The organism is Heyndrickxia acidiproducens DSM 23148 (assembly GCF_000374345.1).
In the GTDB taxonomy this organism is placed as follows: Bacteria; Bacillota; Bacilli; order Bacillales; family Bacillaceae_C; genus Weizmannia; species Weizmannia acidiproducens.
Map to the genome: position 1 here is coordinate 34,508 of NZ_KB893997.1, position 14,414 is coordinate 48,921.

General features: G+C 43.9%; 18 protein-coding genes. 11 read left to right on the forward strand and 7 right to left on the reverse strand.

What is annotated here, in order from left to right; all coding sequences use genetic code 11:
* Positions 1 to 43: 43 nt before the first annotated feature.
* The 3 genes from mreBH to C232_RS0109720 all read right to left on the reverse strand — a co-directional run bounded on the left by mreBH (position 44) and on the right by C232_RS0109720 (position 2,839).
* Positions 44 to 1,054 carry a rod-share determining protein MreBH gene (mreBH, locus tag C232_RS0109710; RefSeq protein WP_018663826.1) on the reverse strand — a complete coding sequence of 337 codons (1,011 nt, stop codon included), beginning with the start codon at positions 1,052 to 1,054 and terminating at the stop codon, positions 44 to 46.
* 254 nt (positions 1,055 to 1,308) lie between these two features.
* Positions 1,309 to 1,833 carry an acyl-CoA thioesterase gene (locus C232_RS0109715; RefSeq protein ID WP_018663827.1) on the reverse strand — a complete coding sequence of 175 codons (525 nt, stop codon included), beginning with the start codon at positions 1,831 to 1,833 and terminating at the stop codon, positions 1,309 to 1,311.
* Positions 1,834 to 2,062: 229 nt separating this feature from the next.
* Positions 2,063 to 2,839: a TraR/DksA C4-type zinc finger protein gene (locus C232_RS0109720; RefSeq protein ID WP_018663828.1), complete on the reverse strand. Its 777-nt coding sequence runs from the start codon at positions 2,837 to 2,839 to the stop codon at positions 2,063 to 2,065.
* 403 nt (positions 2,840 to 3,242) lie between these two features.
* On the opposite strand from C232_RS0109720, the gene C232_RS0109725 reads away from it, so the two are divergent.
* Positions 3,243 to 3,599 (forward strand): DUF488 domain-containing protein, encoded by a 357-nt coding sequence (locus tag C232_RS0109725; RefSeq protein ID WP_018663829.1) that lies wholly within the window; start codon positions 3,243 to 3,245, stop codon positions 3,597 to 3,599.
* 46 nt (positions 3,600 to 3,645) lie between these two features.
* Here C232_RS0109725 and C232_RS19770 read toward each other — a convergent pair whose 3' ends face one another.
* The gene (locus tag C232_RS19770; RefSeq protein WP_211211489.1) at positions 3,646 to 3,804 is read right to left on the reverse strand and encodes a hypothetical protein; all 159 of its coding nucleotides are present in this window, start codon (positions 3,802 to 3,804) and stop codon (positions 3,646 to 3,648) included.
* 116 nt (positions 3,805 to 3,920) lie between these two features.
* Here C232_RS19770 and C232_RS0109735 point away from each other — a divergent pair, with 116 nt between their 5' ends.
* The 5 genes from C232_RS0109735 (at position 3,921) to map (ending at position 7,673) form a co-directional block, all read left to right on the forward strand.
* Positions 3,921 to 4,295 carry a DnaJ family domain-containing protein gene (locus tag C232_RS0109735; protein WP_018663831.1) on the forward strand — a complete coding sequence of 125 codons (375 nt, stop codon included), beginning with the start codon at positions 3,921 to 3,923 and terminating at the stop codon, positions 4,293 to 4,295.
* Between the two features lie 122 nt (positions 4,296 to 4,417).
* Entirely contained in the window at positions 4,418 to 5,212 is a 795-nt protein-coding gene (motA, locus tag C232_RS0109740; protein ID WP_018663832.1) for a flagellar motor stator protein MotA, read from the forward strand.
* A complete protein-coding gene (gene motB / locus C232_RS0109745) occupies positions 5,205 to 5,999 on the forward strand; it encodes a flagellar motor protein MotB (RefSeq protein ID WP_026314559.1) in 795 nt (264 codons plus the stop codon). The genes motA and motB overlap by 8 nt, the downstream gene beginning before the upstream one ends.
* 218 nt (positions 6,000 to 6,217) lie before the next feature.
* On the forward strand, positions 6,218 to 6,733 hold the full coding sequence (locus C232_RS0109750; protein WP_018663834.1) for a type 1 glutamine amidotransferase domain-containing protein: 516 nt from the start codon (positions 6,218 to 6,220) through the stop codon (positions 6,731 to 6,733).
* Between the two features lie 178 nt (positions 6,734 to 6,911).
* Positions 6,912 to 7,673: a type I methionyl aminopeptidase gene (gene map / locus C232_RS0109755; RefSeq protein ID WP_018663835.1), complete on the forward strand. Its 762-nt coding sequence runs from the start codon at positions 6,912 to 6,914 to the stop codon at positions 7,671 to 7,673.
* A gap of 82 nt (positions 7,674 to 7,755) precedes the next feature.
* Here map and C232_RS0109760 read toward each other — a convergent pair whose 3' ends face one another.
* Complete coding sequence (locus tag C232_RS0109760; protein ID WP_026314560.1) at positions 7,756 to 7,980, reverse strand: DUF1128 domain-containing protein; 225 nt, start codon at positions 7,978 to 7,980, stop codon at positions 7,756 to 7,758.
* A gap of 275 nt (positions 7,981 to 8,255) precedes the next feature.
* On the opposite strand from C232_RS0109760, the gene C232_RS0109765 reads away from it, so the two are divergent.
* Entirely contained in the window at positions 8,256 to 9,098 is an 843-nt protein-coding gene (locus C232_RS0109765; RefSeq protein WP_026314561.1) for a YihY/virulence factor BrkB family protein, read from the forward strand.
* 238 nt (positions 9,099 to 9,336) lie between these two features.
* On the opposite strand, the gene C232_RS0109775 is transcribed toward C232_RS0109765, so the two are convergent.
* A complete protein-coding gene (locus C232_RS0109775) occupies positions 9,337 to 10,506 on the reverse strand; it encodes an MFS transporter (protein ID WP_018663838.1) in 1,170 nt (389 codons plus the stop codon).
* Positions 10,507 to 10,671: 165 nt separating this feature from the next.
* Here C232_RS0109775 and cax point away from each other — a divergent pair, with 165 nt between their 5' ends.
* The 4 genes from cax (at position 10,672) to pdaA (ending at position 13,831) form a co-directional block, all read left to right on the forward strand.
* Complete coding sequence (gene cax / locus C232_RS0109780) at positions 10,672 to 11,727, forward strand: calcium/proton exchanger (RefSeq protein ID WP_018663839.1); 1,056 nt, start codon at positions 10,672 to 10,674, stop codon at positions 11,725 to 11,727.
* A 127-nt stretch (positions 11,728 to 11,854) separates the two neighbouring features.
* The gene (locus C232_RS0109785) at positions 11,855 to 12,649 is read left to right on the forward strand and encodes a YfkD famly protein (protein ID WP_018663840.1); all 795 of its coding nucleotides are present in this window, start codon (positions 11,855 to 11,857) and stop codon (positions 12,647 to 12,649) included.
* Positions 12,650 to 12,758: 109 nt separating this feature from the next.
* Positions 12,759 to 12,956 (forward strand): SE1561 family protein, encoded by a 198-nt coding sequence (locus tag C232_RS0109790; protein WP_018663841.1) that lies wholly within the window; start codon positions 12,759 to 12,761, stop codon positions 12,954 to 12,956.
* Positions 12,957 to 13,042: 86 nt separating this feature from the next.
* Entirely contained in the window at positions 13,043 to 13,831 is a 789-nt protein-coding gene (gene pdaA, locus C232_RS0109795) for a delta-lactam-biosynthetic de-N-acetylase (RefSeq protein WP_018663842.1), read from the forward strand.
* Positions 13,832 to 14,019: 188 nt separating this feature from the next.
* Here pdaA and C232_RS0109800 read toward each other — a convergent pair whose 3' ends face one another.
* Entirely contained in the window at positions 14,020 to 14,319 is a 300-nt protein-coding gene (locus C232_RS0109800) for a hypothetical protein (RefSeq protein WP_018663843.1), read from the reverse strand.
* Positions 14,320 to 14,414: the final 95 nt, after the last annotated feature.

Here is a 14,414-nt window from a genome sequence, read left to right on the forward strand (position 1 = left end):
GTGCATCCTTATAAACAGATGTACGCCTTTTTAGTGTTCCGCCTTATTTTGCTGCAGCAGCAGTCATTTTGCTGATAAACTGCAAGGAGCGACCGGTGCCGATCACAACGGATTGCAGCGGGTTAGGTGCGAGGTGTACAGGGACAACAATTTCTTTGCTCAGCCAATCCTGCATGCCTTGCAACAGCGAGCCGCCCCCTGTCAGGACAATGCCGCGGTCGACAATATCACCGCTCAATTCAGCCGGGCTGTTTTCCAGGGTGGCACGGATTGTTTCTAAAATTGCAAGGAGTGAATCGCGCAACGATTCCTGAATTTCATAGGAGCTTAAAGTGATTGTTTTTGGCAGGCCGGTAACGAGATCACGGCCGCGGACATCCATCGTTTCTTCAGGATGTTCAATTAAGGAATGGCCGATTTCAATTTTAATTTTTTCAGCTGTCCGTTCACCAATAAGCAGGTTATACGTTTTTCTGACGTGTTGAATGATGTCTTCATCCATTTTGTCGCCGCCGATCCGGATCGTGTTGTAAGTGACGACACCGCCATAAGAGATAATCGCAACTTCTGTTGTGCCGCCGCCGATATCCACGATGACATTTGCGATCGGTTCATCAACAGGAAGATCCGAACCGATTGCAGCGGCAACGGGTTCTTCAATAAGGTGGACCGTTTTTGCCCCGCTGTTTTTTACCACATCTTCAATGGCGCGGCGCTCGACCGAGGTTGCGCCGGACGGGGCACAGACAATCACATTCGGTTTACGCAGCGAGATGCCGTTTTGCTTGCTAATTTTTTTCATAATTTGTCTCAGCATTTCTGTCGTCATGTCAAAGTCAGCAATCACGCCGCCTTTTAATGGGCGGACAACCGTAATTTTTTCAGGTGTCTTGCCGATCATGGCCTTTGCTTCGTGGCCGAATGCCATGACTTGTTTCGTTTGGTTATCAAGCGCTACAACAGATGGTTCATCCAAAATTACGCCCTCTTTTTTGGAGTATACAAGAATGTTAGCAGTTCCTAAATCAATTCCAATTTCATTACCGGAGAACATTTATGTCACCTAACCTTTATCATCTTTATACGCGAAGTATCGTGAAGCGAATACTACATCTTTCAGTCTATTATAGCCGTTTTTTGTCCGTTCTTGCGATTACACATTCTTCCAATCTTCTACATTACATTTTCATTAAATCGGCAAACCTTTGAAATTTGGGCATATTCAAAGGATCTTTACAAATATTAATCTTTTTTGTAAAGATTTTCACAATGAAGCAGAAAAGTAAAATTCCTTTCGTGAAAGGAATTTTACTCAATGGAGTGGATTGCGTTAGATAAATACCGGGCCATTTCTTCACTTTGCTTTTTTCTGATCTTTCTCTGTTTTGCTCTGACTTCGGCGGTTTCATTTAACCACCGTTCTTCTTCTGTTTCCGGGATCACCTCAGGAATCAGTGTTGGTTTGCCATTTTCATCTAGGGCCACAAAGGTTAGAAAAGAAATGGCAGCTATTGATGTTTCTTCCGTTTTTAAGTTTTCTGCGCTGATTTTCACAAAAACCTCCATCGAAGAATGACCCGTCCAGCTTACCATCGCTTCAAGCGTAACGACATCCCCGACACGGATTGGCTTAATAAAGTCAACAGAATCAGTAGACGCCGTGACGACGGTGCATCTTGCCATTTTTGTTGCGGCAATGGATGCAGTATCATCAATGTAAGCCATCAATTTACCCCCAAATAAAGTCCCCAGATGGTTGGTATCCGGCGGGAACACATAACTTGTTTTGACGGTGCGTGTTTCGCGCATATATTTTTTTGATCTTTCGCCCAAATGTATCACTCCATTTTTAATTCTGTACCCCCGGTATGAGCGGCAGTGTAAAGTTTTTATGATTCAGTTCCCTAAAAGGAGCTGTTTTCCTTTTATCATATAGTAAAAATTATAACAAAATAACCGTTAATATACTAATGAAAGAATAAATAAAAGTGCTTTCATAGTAAAAAATTTTCCCGAAAAAAATCAGGTTCGAAATGCAAACCTGATTTTTTCCCAGACTTATTTATTTTTGATGTTTACGCTGATCATCGTCTTCCACATATGGATCCTTTTCATTTCCCGGCAGGTCTCCGAACGTCGTCATCGTATCGGCGTCATCAAGGGATTCTTCATATTCCTTGTACTCTTCGTTCGGATAGATCGCAACATTTTTGCCTGCTATATCCGTCCCGGAGAAATTTTCAAAGTCTTCCACGTACCCGTCATGGTCATCCGACTCTGTGTACATTTCATTGTAACTGTCGGGCGGGGTTTCAAAATCGGACGGTGACTCGGAAGTTCCCCACTTCGCAACCGACTGCCATGAATCCTCCGCATCAAATACGACCGATTCATCTTTTGAACCATCAAAAACAAATTTACCCCACGGCGGCGAGAGTACGTCCTCTTCAACCGGGCGGTGCCTCGGAATTGTCTGGTCCGGGCTGTGTTCTTTGCAATAAAGCGCAGAAGGCAGGGCCTCCAGCCGTTCTAAAGGAATATCCTTGCCGCATTCCTTGCATTTGCCGTAAGTCCCATCGTCAATGGCCTTTAGGGCTACCTTAATTTTATTCAGCTCGTATTCCTCATGGTCATTAAGGGCGATATCTTTTTCCTGTTCAAACAATTCCGTTCCCGTATCGCCCGGGTGGTTGTCATAACTGGAAAGTTCGCCTACTGAATTATAAGGATGTTCGGTTTCTAATTGAAAATGGTCATTTTGATCTAAATCTTTTTTAAAATCGTCCAGCTGAGCCTGCAAAATGGAACGAAAATGGTCTTTTTGTTGGTCTGTCAGCATGTTCACCACTTCTTTCTTTAAAAAGTGTGTTGCGAAAGATGTTCTTCTTCTTTATTTTTACCACCGCATCAAAGGGCAAAACTTTTCTAAAGATAGTATGGATCAAAAACACATGAATCATGAAAAAAAGTCTCCTGGCTCTGCTTATTGCGTGGACAGACTTCTTCAACAGAAATAGCGGGATGCAAATCTGCGCTCACAAGAGAAAGAAGCGCAGGCACGAAAAGTATCTGATCCAGCCGTAAAACGGAATTAAGACTTGGGCAATTGTCCTGCTGGTGTGTTTTACAAGCGAAGCAACAAAAAATATGGGGTGTAATTTCTGGATGGAACAGATAAATGGAAAAGTGGTAAGCTATTCTCATAAAGGAATGGGATAAAAAAATGAAGGAGACTTTTTTCTATGTTCAAGCTGAAACGTATTTATGATGAGGCAGGGCAGGGAGACGGCAGGCGGGTGCTTGTTGACCGCGTGTGGCCGCGCGGTATTTCAAAAGAAAAAGCAAATCTCGATGATTGGATGAAAACGGTGGCGCCCAGCACTGAACTGCGGAAATGGTTTAACCATGACGCAGAAAAGTTTGCGGCATTTGAAAACAGGTACAGGCAGGAGCTGGACAACCTGGCAGATAGAACCGAACTGAACAGGCTGATGAATTGGGGGCGGGAAGGAACGGTGACATTATTATACGGGGCAAAAGATGAAAGCCATAACCAGGCAGTGATTTTAAAAGCCTATCTTGAATCACATATTGTTTAGCTTGCGAACAGGCGCCGGCTTCAAACAGACAGGCGCCTGTCCAGCTTTATTCTTCTACAATACGGTTTTTAAAAGCTTCATGCGGGATGATTTGGACGTTATCGTAAGCATTTTCTTCAATAGGTTTTGCTTCCACAATCTGGCCTTTCGGGAATTCACCCGGGTGGCCTTTTCTTTTATGGTTAAACTGTTTTCCTCTTGCCAACATCAACGCCTCCCTTCCCAACTATCGTTTCATATGCAGCGGGCAAATATGTATGAAGAGGGGATGGAAAATAAGCTATAATAAAGAAAAATGATTGGAAAGGAGCGGGAGTGAAGATGGATTTCATGCGCATTGCCGAGGAAAGGATCCGTAAAGCTTATAAAGACGGAGAATTTGACCATTTGCCAGGATATGGGAAACCACTGCCGAAAGACATCACAAGCGGTGTTCCGGATGAATTAAAGATGGCGTATCATATCATGAAAAATGCCGGCTTCTCTCCTGAAGAAGCAAACTTGAAAAAAGAACTGATGACCATTGATGATTTAATCAAGCAATCTGAAAATGAACTGGAAAAAGAAGAACTGAAAAAGAAATTGAACGAAAAAATGTTAACGTATAACCAGCTTCTATCCAAAAAAAGGATTAAAACCAACGCAGCTGTATTTAAGAATTACCAGCAAAAAATTGAAAAAAAGCTTTTTGACTGAAAAAGCGCTGTGGATACTGAAAAAATACGGAGTTCTCCCGAAACTTTCCTAACTTCTTACTACACAGAACGAAATTTTATCCGATACAATAGATAAAGACATCATATATTAAGGTGAAAATTATGGATAAAACATCAATTATTGGCGTTATTTTGGGAGTCGCTGCAATCGGCACCGGCATGGTTTTAAAGGGAGTCAGCCCCAGTGTACTGGTTAATCCCGCAGCCATTTTAATTATTTTAGCGGGAACGGCCGCCACAGTCGTGATCGCTTTCCCCTTAAGTGAAATTAAAAAAATTCCTAAACTGTTTAAGATTCTCTTTACCGAACAGCACCTCATGAGTACGGAAGAGATTATCCGGCTTTTTTCAGACTGGGCCCAGGTGGCACGTAAAGAAGGTCTGCTTGCGCTGGAGACAAGAGTAGATGAAATTGATGACCCGTTTTTGCGCAACGGCCTGAGTTTAGCGGTGGACGGGCAAAGTGCCGAGTATATCCGCGATGTATTAAGTGAAGAAATCGATGCCATGGAAGAAAGGCACATGATGGGGGCAGCCATTTTTGCACAGGCAGGAACCTATGCCCCGTCACTGGGGGTATTGGGTGCCGTGCTCGGCCTGATTGCGGCACTTGGCAATATGTCTGACACTAAAGTGCTCGGCCATGCCATTTCTGCCGCATTCGTCGCGACATTACTCGGGATTTTTACCGGTTATGTTTTATGGCACCCTTTCTCGAATAAGTTGAAAAGAAAATCAAAAAATGAAGTGAAGGTCAAAGAAATTATGCTGGAAGGCATTCTCTCCATTTTGGCAGGGGAATCACCGCATGTGATCGAGCAGAAACTCTCTTCCTATCTGCCGAATGAGGAACGGAAAAATTTAGTGGAAGAAAGCAGTGTGGCCGGCAATGAGTAGAAGGAAAAAAAGCAAAGAGGAACCGGAAGCAAATGAATCCTGGCTCCTGCCGTATTCCGATCTGTTAACTTTGCTTTTGGCACTGTTTATCGTGTTGTTTGCAATGAGCTCAGTTGATGCCGAAAAGTTTCAAAAGTTTTCCAAGGTGTTGAACGGTGTTTTTGTCGGCGGGACAAGCTTTTTCGATTATACGAAGCAAACATCGGGCGATGACAACGGAACTTCGGATACGGCTAAATTGATTCAACAAAAGAAAAACGACCAGACTCAGGAGCAAACTGCTGCTTCGAATGCAGCTGATGCTCAAACGGATACCCAGCTAAAACAGACAAAGGAAAAAATCGATACGTATATTAAGAACAGCAAACTGGAAGGAAAATTTCAAACTTCATTGACCAGCGAAGGGCTGATGGTTACGATCCGGGATAATGTTCTGTTTGATTCCGGCGAGGCAACTGTCCGCCAAGAAGACATAAAAACGGCAAAACAGCTTTCAAATCTGCTGGTAATGGATCCGCCGCGCAGCATCATTATCAGCGGCCATACGGACAATCAGCCCATACATAATTCAATTTATGCATCGAACTGGGATTTGAGCGTGATGCGGGCGACCAATTTTTTAAAGGTTATTTTGGAAAACCATCATCTGAATCCGAAATATTTTTCTGCGAAAGGATATGGGGAGTATAAACCGATTGCTTCTAATGGGACTTCTGCCGGCCGTGCTAAAAACAGGCGGGTGGAAGTTTTAATCCTGCCAAAACAACAACAAAATACAGGAAAATAGCCCGAAAAAAGCAGCCATTCCGGGCAAAACATCGAGGACAGCAAATACGTAAACCCGACAGCCTTCAACATGGTTTGCCTTTATTTCTTGGGAAATGATCAAGAAAGCGACATTTTTTCAAAATATGTAAACCAAAATTTTTTGCATTAGGTGGTTTCGTTCCAAATAAAGCGGGGAAAATAATAGGGTGCCATCTTTTAGAAAAGGAGTTGTTCAGATTGGCTAAAAAGATTGCAGTACTTGTCACAGATTTGGTGGAAGATCCTGAGTACACAGAACCTGTCAAAGCTTATCAGGAAGCCGGGCACCAGATTGTAAATATTGAAAGGGAAGCCGGCAAAACGGTGAAAGGTAAGCATGGGACGGAAATTAAAATTGACAAAGGCATCGATGAAGTGAGTGTGGATGATTTTGACGCCTTATTGATTCCAGGCGGCTTTTCACCGGATCAGCTGCGTGTCGATGACCGTTTTGTTCACTTTGTTAAACAATTTATGGATGCGAAAAAACCGGTATTTGCGATTTGCCACGGGCCGCAGCTGCTCATTACAGCCAAGGCGCTGGAAGGCAGGAGTGCCACCGGTTATAAATCAATCCAGGTCGATATGGAATACGCCGGTGCAAACTTCCGTGATGAAGAAGTCGTTGTCTGCCAAAACCAATTGGTAACAAGCCGTACACCGGATGATATTCCTGCTTTTAACCGGGAATCGTTGAAACTCTTAAACGCATAATGTTTTAAAAGTACAAGGGCCGGCTGCCGTGCTTGCGGCAGCGGCTCTTTTTGGTTTTTATATACTGCCGTTATCTTTGCGAACTTCGGGAAATAGGGCTATGATAGAAAGAAGCAGGGGAACAGAAATGATTTTTTACATAGAATAAAGAAAGGCAACAACGAAAGGAAGAACGAATATGATTACTTTAAAATCGCAACGTGAAATCGATATGATGAAAAAAGCGGGGGAACTGCTTGCTGATACCCATAAACAGATTGCCAAAATGATTAAACCCGGAATTACTACATGGGAAATTGAAGAATTCGTCGATAAATTTTTGCGGGATCACGGTGCTACTCCCGAACAGAAGGGGTATCAAGGCTATCAATACGCGACTTGCGCCAGCATTAATGATGAAATCTGCCATGGATTCCCACGCAAAACACCGCTTAAAGAAGGCGATATCGTAACGATCGATATGGTGGTGAACTTAAACGGTGCATTAGCCGATTCAGCGTGGAGTTACCCGGTCGGCAAAGTGAGTGCCGAGACACAAAAACTCCTTGATGTTACAAAAAAATCATTGTACAAGGGAATTGAGCAAGTGAAACCCGGCAACCGCATCGGTGACATTGGGCATGCCATCCAGGAGTACGTTGAAGCACAAGATTTTTCGGTTGTCCGCAACTTTATCGGCCATGGCATCGGGCCGACCATCCATGAAAAGCCGGAAGTCCCGCATTACGGACTGCCGCATAAGGGAGCACGCCTCAAAGAAGGTATGGTGATCACAATTGAACCAATGGTGAATATCGGCGGTTTTGAAACAAAAATGGACAATAACGGCTGGACAGCGCGCACCATGGACGGATCGCTCTCTGCACAGTATGAACATACCGTGGCTGTGACAAAAGACGGGGTTGTCATTATTACAGACCAAGGAGAAGATAAAGCTTAACTCTTCTTATGAATAAAAAGCCTGCGTTCTTTCCCATTTTAAAATGGAAAAAGAACGCAGGCTTTTTATCTTGAACGATGTATTAATCTTTTTTTAAATGGCCGAGTTCTTCCACAATCGCCTGCATTTCATTCGGGCTGAAGGCATTTTTCTTTATGACCATTTCGTAAAGATCGTGCAAATCATCATAGCTTTCCGTGTTGAAGCGGGAGGCATGCAAGGCTTGAGCATTGACCATTTTTAATTTTGAAGTAATTTCCTGCACCATATATGCCATATTGGCAGCTGACTTTTCAGAAAGATCCACTGTATTCACCCTTTTTAAGATGTTTTCACCATTAACCCCATTATACAGAAACCAAACGGACTTTGCCATTACACTTTCCAACCCCCCAAAAAACGTTTTAGCCGGACATAACAGGGAAATATAGAATAAAGTAAAACTTCCATCAGCGGGGTTTCTCACTATAGTCCCATTGATGAAAAGTTGAACAAAGACTAAGATCCCAGGCGTCCTGCCGCAACGCCTTTGTAACCTGCATCGTGCAGGCCGGACAAATCGGATGGTTAGAGGTGAAAAAATTGGACAAAATTACGCTGCAAGCAGAACAAAATCGCCCAACCCCTAAAGCGCTGCTGGAAAACTCCAGAAGAAACGATATCACAGGGATGGCTGCACAGTTGGCCTACTTTTTCTTATTGTCATTATTTCCGCTGCTTTTGTTTTTGTTTACGCTGCTTCCTTATTTGCCGATTCAAACAGATGATGTGCTGAATATGGTACAGCATTTTGCACCGAAAGAGACGTTTGACATTATTGAGTCCACGATAAAAGAAATGCTGACCAACCGCAGCGGCGGCTTATTATCGATCGGCATGATTGTCACACTCTGGTCTGCTTCTAACGGTATGAACGCCATCATCAAGGCCTTAAACCGGGCTTACAAAGTGGAAGAATCGCGCCCGTTTTTAATTCAGCGCGGCATGTCTGTGATGCTGACACTGGGCATGATCGTTGTTCTGATTGTTGTCCTTTTACTGCCGGTTTTCGGGGAACAAATCAGCCATTATATTTTCTCCTATTTCGGCATTCCGGACTATTTGAAGAATGTATGGCCCGTTTTAAGATGGGGGCTGACACCGGTTCTTTTGTTTTTGGTGTTCGGCGCGCTTTATTTTTTCGCGCCAAATGAAAAATTCGGCTGTTTAACCGTTATACCAGGCGCTATTTTTGCAACAATCGGCTGGATCGCTGCCTCTTTGGTACTGTCTTTTTACGTTTCGTACTTTGGCAATTATAATGCAACATACGGCAGTCTTGGCGGGATTATCATTATGATGCTGTGGTTTTATATCAGCGGGATTATCCTGATTTTCGGCGGCGAATTAAATGCCATTTTGAACAATAAACACAAAAATTGCTAAAATGATCGCATTGTTCGCTGTGCATAATAAAAATGTTCCGCCGACAAATTTTTGAGGAGTGAACAGCATGGGAAAAACAAAACAGAACAGTAAACAAAAACCTAAAGGCAAAAAATCCGGATCATCAAACGGCCAAAATGGTTATCACTAATGCCAGATAAGAAAGAGCATGCCTGGACTTAAAAGCAGAGGGCTGCCGAAGCCGGAAAAGACAGACGCGGCAGGCAGCCCGGTTATTTCAGTGCGTCCGGGAAGGTGCTTCTCGTTTACAAAACACAATAGCACCTGCCAGGCCCAAAAGCAGTAAACTGATCAACATGAAGAAACTGGGCCCTTTAAACCATTCAATGACCAACCCGCACAAATACGGGCCGGCCATGCTGCCCATGCTGAAAAGGATTCCGCACATGATATTGCCGGCAGGGAAAAGATTGCGCGGCAAAAGGTCTGACATATAGCTGATGCCAAGCGAGAAAGTGGAGCCGACAGCCATACCCGCGATAAAAAAGCAGATAAATAAAGCAACAGATGAGGATTTGCTGAAAGCGGCTGCCGTAAAACAGGCGCACCCGATCAGCAAAACCGTAATGAGGGTGTTGCGCCGCCCGAACCGGTCGCTTAATATACCGAGCGGGAGTTGAAAGACGATGCTGCCAATTGAAAAAGCCGGAATGATCAGGGACACAGCATTTACATCAATCCCGTTTCTAAGCGCAAAGATTGGAAAACTGCTGTTCAGTGAAGATTCCATAAAACCATAGCCAAGCGGCGGAAGCAAAGCCACCCAGGCATATTTCCATACTTTGCCGAACCGCCGGAAAGTGCTGAGAAACGATACACTTTCCAAATCACTCTCAGGATGCTCGTTTTTCAGTAAAAACACCATCAGCCAAATCATGAGGCTGATGAGTGAAGTGGCAAGGAAAGGAAGCTTTTCGTTTACTTCCACAAGCCTTGTCATGGCAGGGCCGGCAGCAAAACCGAGGCTGAAGAAAAGCCCGTAAATCGCAATATTGCGGCCAAGCCGCCCTTTCTGTGAAAACGATGTAATCCAGGTTTGTGTGGAAAAGTTTAACATATGGTCGCCAATCCCGATCAAAAGCCGCAAAACAAACCAAAACCAAAAAGATTTCCAGGCAGAAAAAAGAAACAACGATAAAATAACGGTGAATCCGCCTGTTAAAATCAAGGGCTTATACCCAAACTTTCGCAATGGCGCTTCCATTAGCGGCGAAGCGAATAAAACGCCGATATAAAGCCCGGTTGCATTCAAACCGTTTAAAGATGAACCGATGCCGTCTTTTTCAAAAATAATAGAAATAAGCGGCAGCAGCATGCCTTGTGAAAATCCGGATACCGATATCATCATCACTAAAATCCAAAAACGCATACGTTCTCGTGTCATCATTTTTTATTCCCTCAACTAATCCGATACATAGATGGGAAAAATTCTATAAAATTTCCTTTCTTTAGCATAATAGGAGAAGAAATGTTTGGCAAGCCTGTTTTTCTTTTGTAAAATTTTTAGGAAAGCTGTCGATAGCTGTACTGTTTTGAAACGAGGAGGATGAACATGAATAAAGTTTTTGCAATCATGGTTTACGCCGGTGTACCGATATCTGTTATCGGTTCGCTGCTGCATTGGCCAAGTGTTTTAATGTTTGTTATTTACTGCTTAACAATCATCGCACTCGCGAGTTATATGGGGCGGGCAACAGAGAGTCTTGCGATTGTCGCAGGACCGAGAATTGGCGGACTGCTGAATGCCACCTTCGGAAATGCCGTCGAGCTGATTATTTCTGTCTTTTCACTTCAGGCAGGTTTACATCAAGTAGTGTTGGCGTCTTTAACGGGCTCTGTAATCGGCAACCTGCTGCTCGTTGCCGGGATGTCATTTTTAGTCGGGGGGGTCAAATTCAAAAGGCAGCAGTTTAATGTATATGATGCCCGCCACAATTCAGGACTGCTCATTTTTGCGATACTGGTCGCATTTGTTATCCCGGAAATCTTTTCAGCGAGATTAACGGCGACAAAAACGCTTGATTTAAGTGTTGGCATTTCAATCATTCTTATTATCCTTTATTTACTGGCGCTGTTCTTTAAGCTTGTGACCCACCGTGGGACTTACCAGGACCCGGCTGTAAAAAAAGCAGAAGCACACGAAGAGCCGGAATGGAAGAAAGGCAAAGCGATTTTTGTCCTGGCAGTTTCCACTTTGGCAGTTGCGTATGTATCTGAAAATCTTGTCCATACCTTTGAAGATGTGGCGGAAAGTTTCGGATGGAGCGAAATGTTCATCGGGATTATCATTGTCGCCATTGTCGGCAACGCCGCAGAGCACGCCTCTGCGATTCTTATGGCCTATAAAAATAAAATGGACGTGGCTGTCGAAATTGCATTTGGTTCCACGCTGCAGGTTGCGATGTTCGTCGTGCCGGTGCTTGTCCTGATTTCCCTGTTTTTCGAAAAAGCAATGCCGCTTGTCTTCTCAGTACCTGAATTGGTTGCCATGGTCGCTTCGGTGATGCTGACGATTATTCTCGCCAATGATGGTGAAACGAACTGGTTTGAAGGCGCCACGATGCTGGCCGCCTATATCATCATGGGGATTGGTTTCTTCCTGCTTTAAACTGCCGGCTAGAGCGCCCGTTTCCGTCCAGAAATTTAGGCAGGAAGAAGGCGGATAATTTGGCCGTTCCGGGAAAAAAATAAGGATAACGTTCGTGAATAGACATCTTGTGAAAGGAGCAAACACCATGCAGTATATACGGACGATCCTGATTTGCCTGCTGATGATTTTGGCAGCGGCCCCGGCCGGCGAAGCAAAACCATTAAAGCAGCAGGCGCAGATTCCCTCATCTGTTCTTAATATTACGAAGGAAAATACGTACCCGAACCCAACGCAGGACTTGCCCTATCTGCAGCCAAGCGATTTTACCAGCAAATTGCTTAAGACTTCCAATGTCAGAATTGAAAATCCCAACCTCATCCGGATGCTGAATGAGACAACTGTAAACCGCTCATTTTTGTCGATCGGTTTGCGTGCCAAAGTTTACCTGGGGGAGTGGCCGCTCAATTATGAGTCTGTCGAAACTTCACCGAATTGGCAGTACCAAAAAATCAATACCAACTATTTCGATAACCGCGGCGGCGAATCCAATTACAAAATGCACTATGTCCAGGAATCACAAAAAGTGGTGCGCGGCGGCTTAACGGCGAAAGTGGCGAAATCAGATGATGTGAAAAAAATGATGCTGTTAAAAGCAATGGAAAACTCAAAACTTCCGCTCGCGTTTGATACGATCATCGGGGCAGGCACGAAAAAAGACCATGAATACAATATTGCCCCGAAACGGCTCGGCTACTTGTATGCCTATGCCCCTGCCATTAATGAAAAAGGGAAAGTCACTTATGGTGAAGTATACCTTGTTCTGAAAGGCACAAAAAGGGAAATGATCGTGAAAAATGTCACCTCCCAGGGCATTGGCGCATGGATCCCGGTTCAGGACTATATTTCCTTTAGCTTCGCTGTAACCGAACAACCGAAATAATTTAAACAAGCTGTCCGGCAATGACGGGCAGCTTTTTGCTTTCCAATGAGTATTCATGATCCGGAAGATAGGGTATAATAAAGAAAGAACACAATGAGGAGGATTTTTTTTGGGAAAAGCTGTATACGATAAGGAACAACAAGTGGTTTATTTAAGAGAACGCCTGAACATGTTCCTGGAAGTACTCGACTCCATGGACCCCGAAATGACCGGGCTTGAAGACATCGACCGGCTGATCGAAATGATGGATGAGCTGGAGACAAAAATAGAACAATTCAACCAACGCAAACCGGCTCAATCCCTGTGAGCCGGTTTTTGGCATTTACTACCTGCATGGTTGGGCGGAGATAAGAAAAAAATAAGGAAAATACACAAAGGAGCTGCACGCTTGATATGAAAAAATGGTTCATGACATGCTTTGCGATTTTCTTATTGTTTTCCGTTTTTCCGCCGAAACAATCCTTTGCCATTGCAAACACCCCGATAAACTGGGGATTTAGTAAGGGAAAAGATGGCCAGCAGGCGGATGCAGGCCAGGCTTATGATGCGATCCTGAAAAAAAACGGCGGCGTCTATAAAGGCAACCCGAAAGATAAGTATCTGTATCTGACTTTCGATAATGGTTATGAAAATGGCTACACGCCGCAAATTTTAGATGTTTTGAAAAAAGAAAAAGTCCCGGCGATTTTCTTTGTCACCGGCCACTACTTAAAATCACAGCCTGATCTTATCAAGCGTATGGTTCAAGAAGGACACCTCATTGGTAACCATTCCTGGGGACACCCGGATATGACGCAGATTTCAGATGCACAGATCCGTGAAGAACTGGCAAAGGTCGAAAAAGAAACCGCCCGCATTAGCGGCCAAAAACAAATGAAATACATGCGCCCCCCGCGCGGCATCCTGAGCGAACGCACAATGCAGGTTGCCAATCGTGAAGGCTATATCCATGTCCTCTGGTCGCTGGCCTATCTCGACTGGGACGTCAACCAGCAGCGCGGCACCCAGTACGCGTATGACAGCATCATGTCGCAAATCCACCCGGGTGCGATCATCCTGCTCCACACGGTATCAAAGGACAATGCCAATGTGCTCGAGCGCGTGATCAAGGACTTGAAAAAACAAGGTTACAAATTCAAAAGTATGGATGATTTTATGAAGATTGAGAAGGTAAAAAAATAAGGACCGGGACCTCAGCCATAAAAGCGGTAAGCTGATACTTCGACAAGTAGCTTACCGCTTTTTTACTCACAAGACTGGTGTGCCTATGATTTCTTTGCTGGTAATTTGAAGGCATTCAAAAAGACAAAAGTTAGTGTTTCCGGGATCCAAATGTCTAGTAAAGGCATCCAAAAGGACAAAAGTCAGTGCTAGGAGCAATTCCAAAATCTGGGCTTTTCATTCCAAAAAAGGTTTTTTTCATTCCAAATTTCGAATGTTTCATTCCAAAACACGGATTTTGCATTCCGCCTATTTTGGTTCATTCCAAAATCTGGGCTTTTCATTCCAAAAAGGGTTTTTTCCATTCCAATTACGGGGTTTTTCATTCCAAAACCGGGAGATGCATTCCACCTATTTTGGTTCATTCCAAAATCTGGGTTTTTCATTCCAAAATGGGACTTTTCCATTCCAATTACGGGGTTTTTTATTCCAAAACTGGGATGATGCATTCCGCCTATTTTGGTTCATACCGAAATCTCAGTTTTTCATTCCAAAATGGGACTTTTCCATTCCAATTACGGGGTTTTTCATTCCAAAACCGGGA

Coding starts and splice junctions, on each gene's coding strand:
- mreBH (WP_018663826.1), bottom strand. CDS start 1,054: ATGTTCTCCGGTAATGAAATTGGAATTGATTTAGGAACTGCTAACATT.
- C232_RS0109720 (WP_018663828.1), bottom strand. CDS start 2,839: ATGCTGACAGACCAACAAAAAGACCATTTTCGTTCCATTTTGCAGGCT.
- C232_RS0109725 (WP_018663829.1), top strand. CDS start 3,243: ATGTTCAAGCTGAAACGTATTTATGATGAGGCAGGGCAGGGAGACGGC.
- C232_RS0109735 (WP_018663831.1), top strand. CDS start 3,921: ATGGATTTCATGCGCATTGCCGAGGAAAGGATCCGTAAAGCTTATAAA.
- motA (WP_018663832.1), top strand. CDS start 4,418: ATGGATAAAACATCAATTATTGGCGTTATTTTGGGAGTCGCTGCAATC.
- motB (WP_026314559.1), top strand. CDS start 5,205: ATGAGTAGAAGGAAAAAAAGCAAAGAGGAACCGGAAGCAAATGAATCC.
- map (WP_018663835.1), top strand. CDS start 6,912: ATGATTACTTTAAAATCGCAACGTGAAATCGATATGATGAAAAAAGCG.
- C232_RS0109775 (WP_018663838.1), bottom strand. CDS start 10,506: ATGATGACACGAGAACGTATGCGTTTTTGGATTTTAGTGATGATGATA.
- cax (WP_018663839.1), top strand. CDS start 10,672: ATGAATAAAGTTTTTGCAATCATGGTTTACGCCGGTGTACCGATATCT.
- C232_RS0109785 (WP_018663840.1), top strand. CDS start 11,855: ATGCAGTATATACGGACGATCCTGATTTGCCTGCTGATGATTTTGGCA.
- pdaA (WP_018663842.1), top strand. CDS start 13,043: ATGAAAAAATGGTTCATGACATGCTTTGCGATTTTCTTATTGTTTTCC.
- C232_RS0109800 (WP_018663843.1), bottom strand. CDS start 14,319: ATGCATCATCCCAGTTTTGGAATAAAAAACCCCGTAATTGGAATGGAA.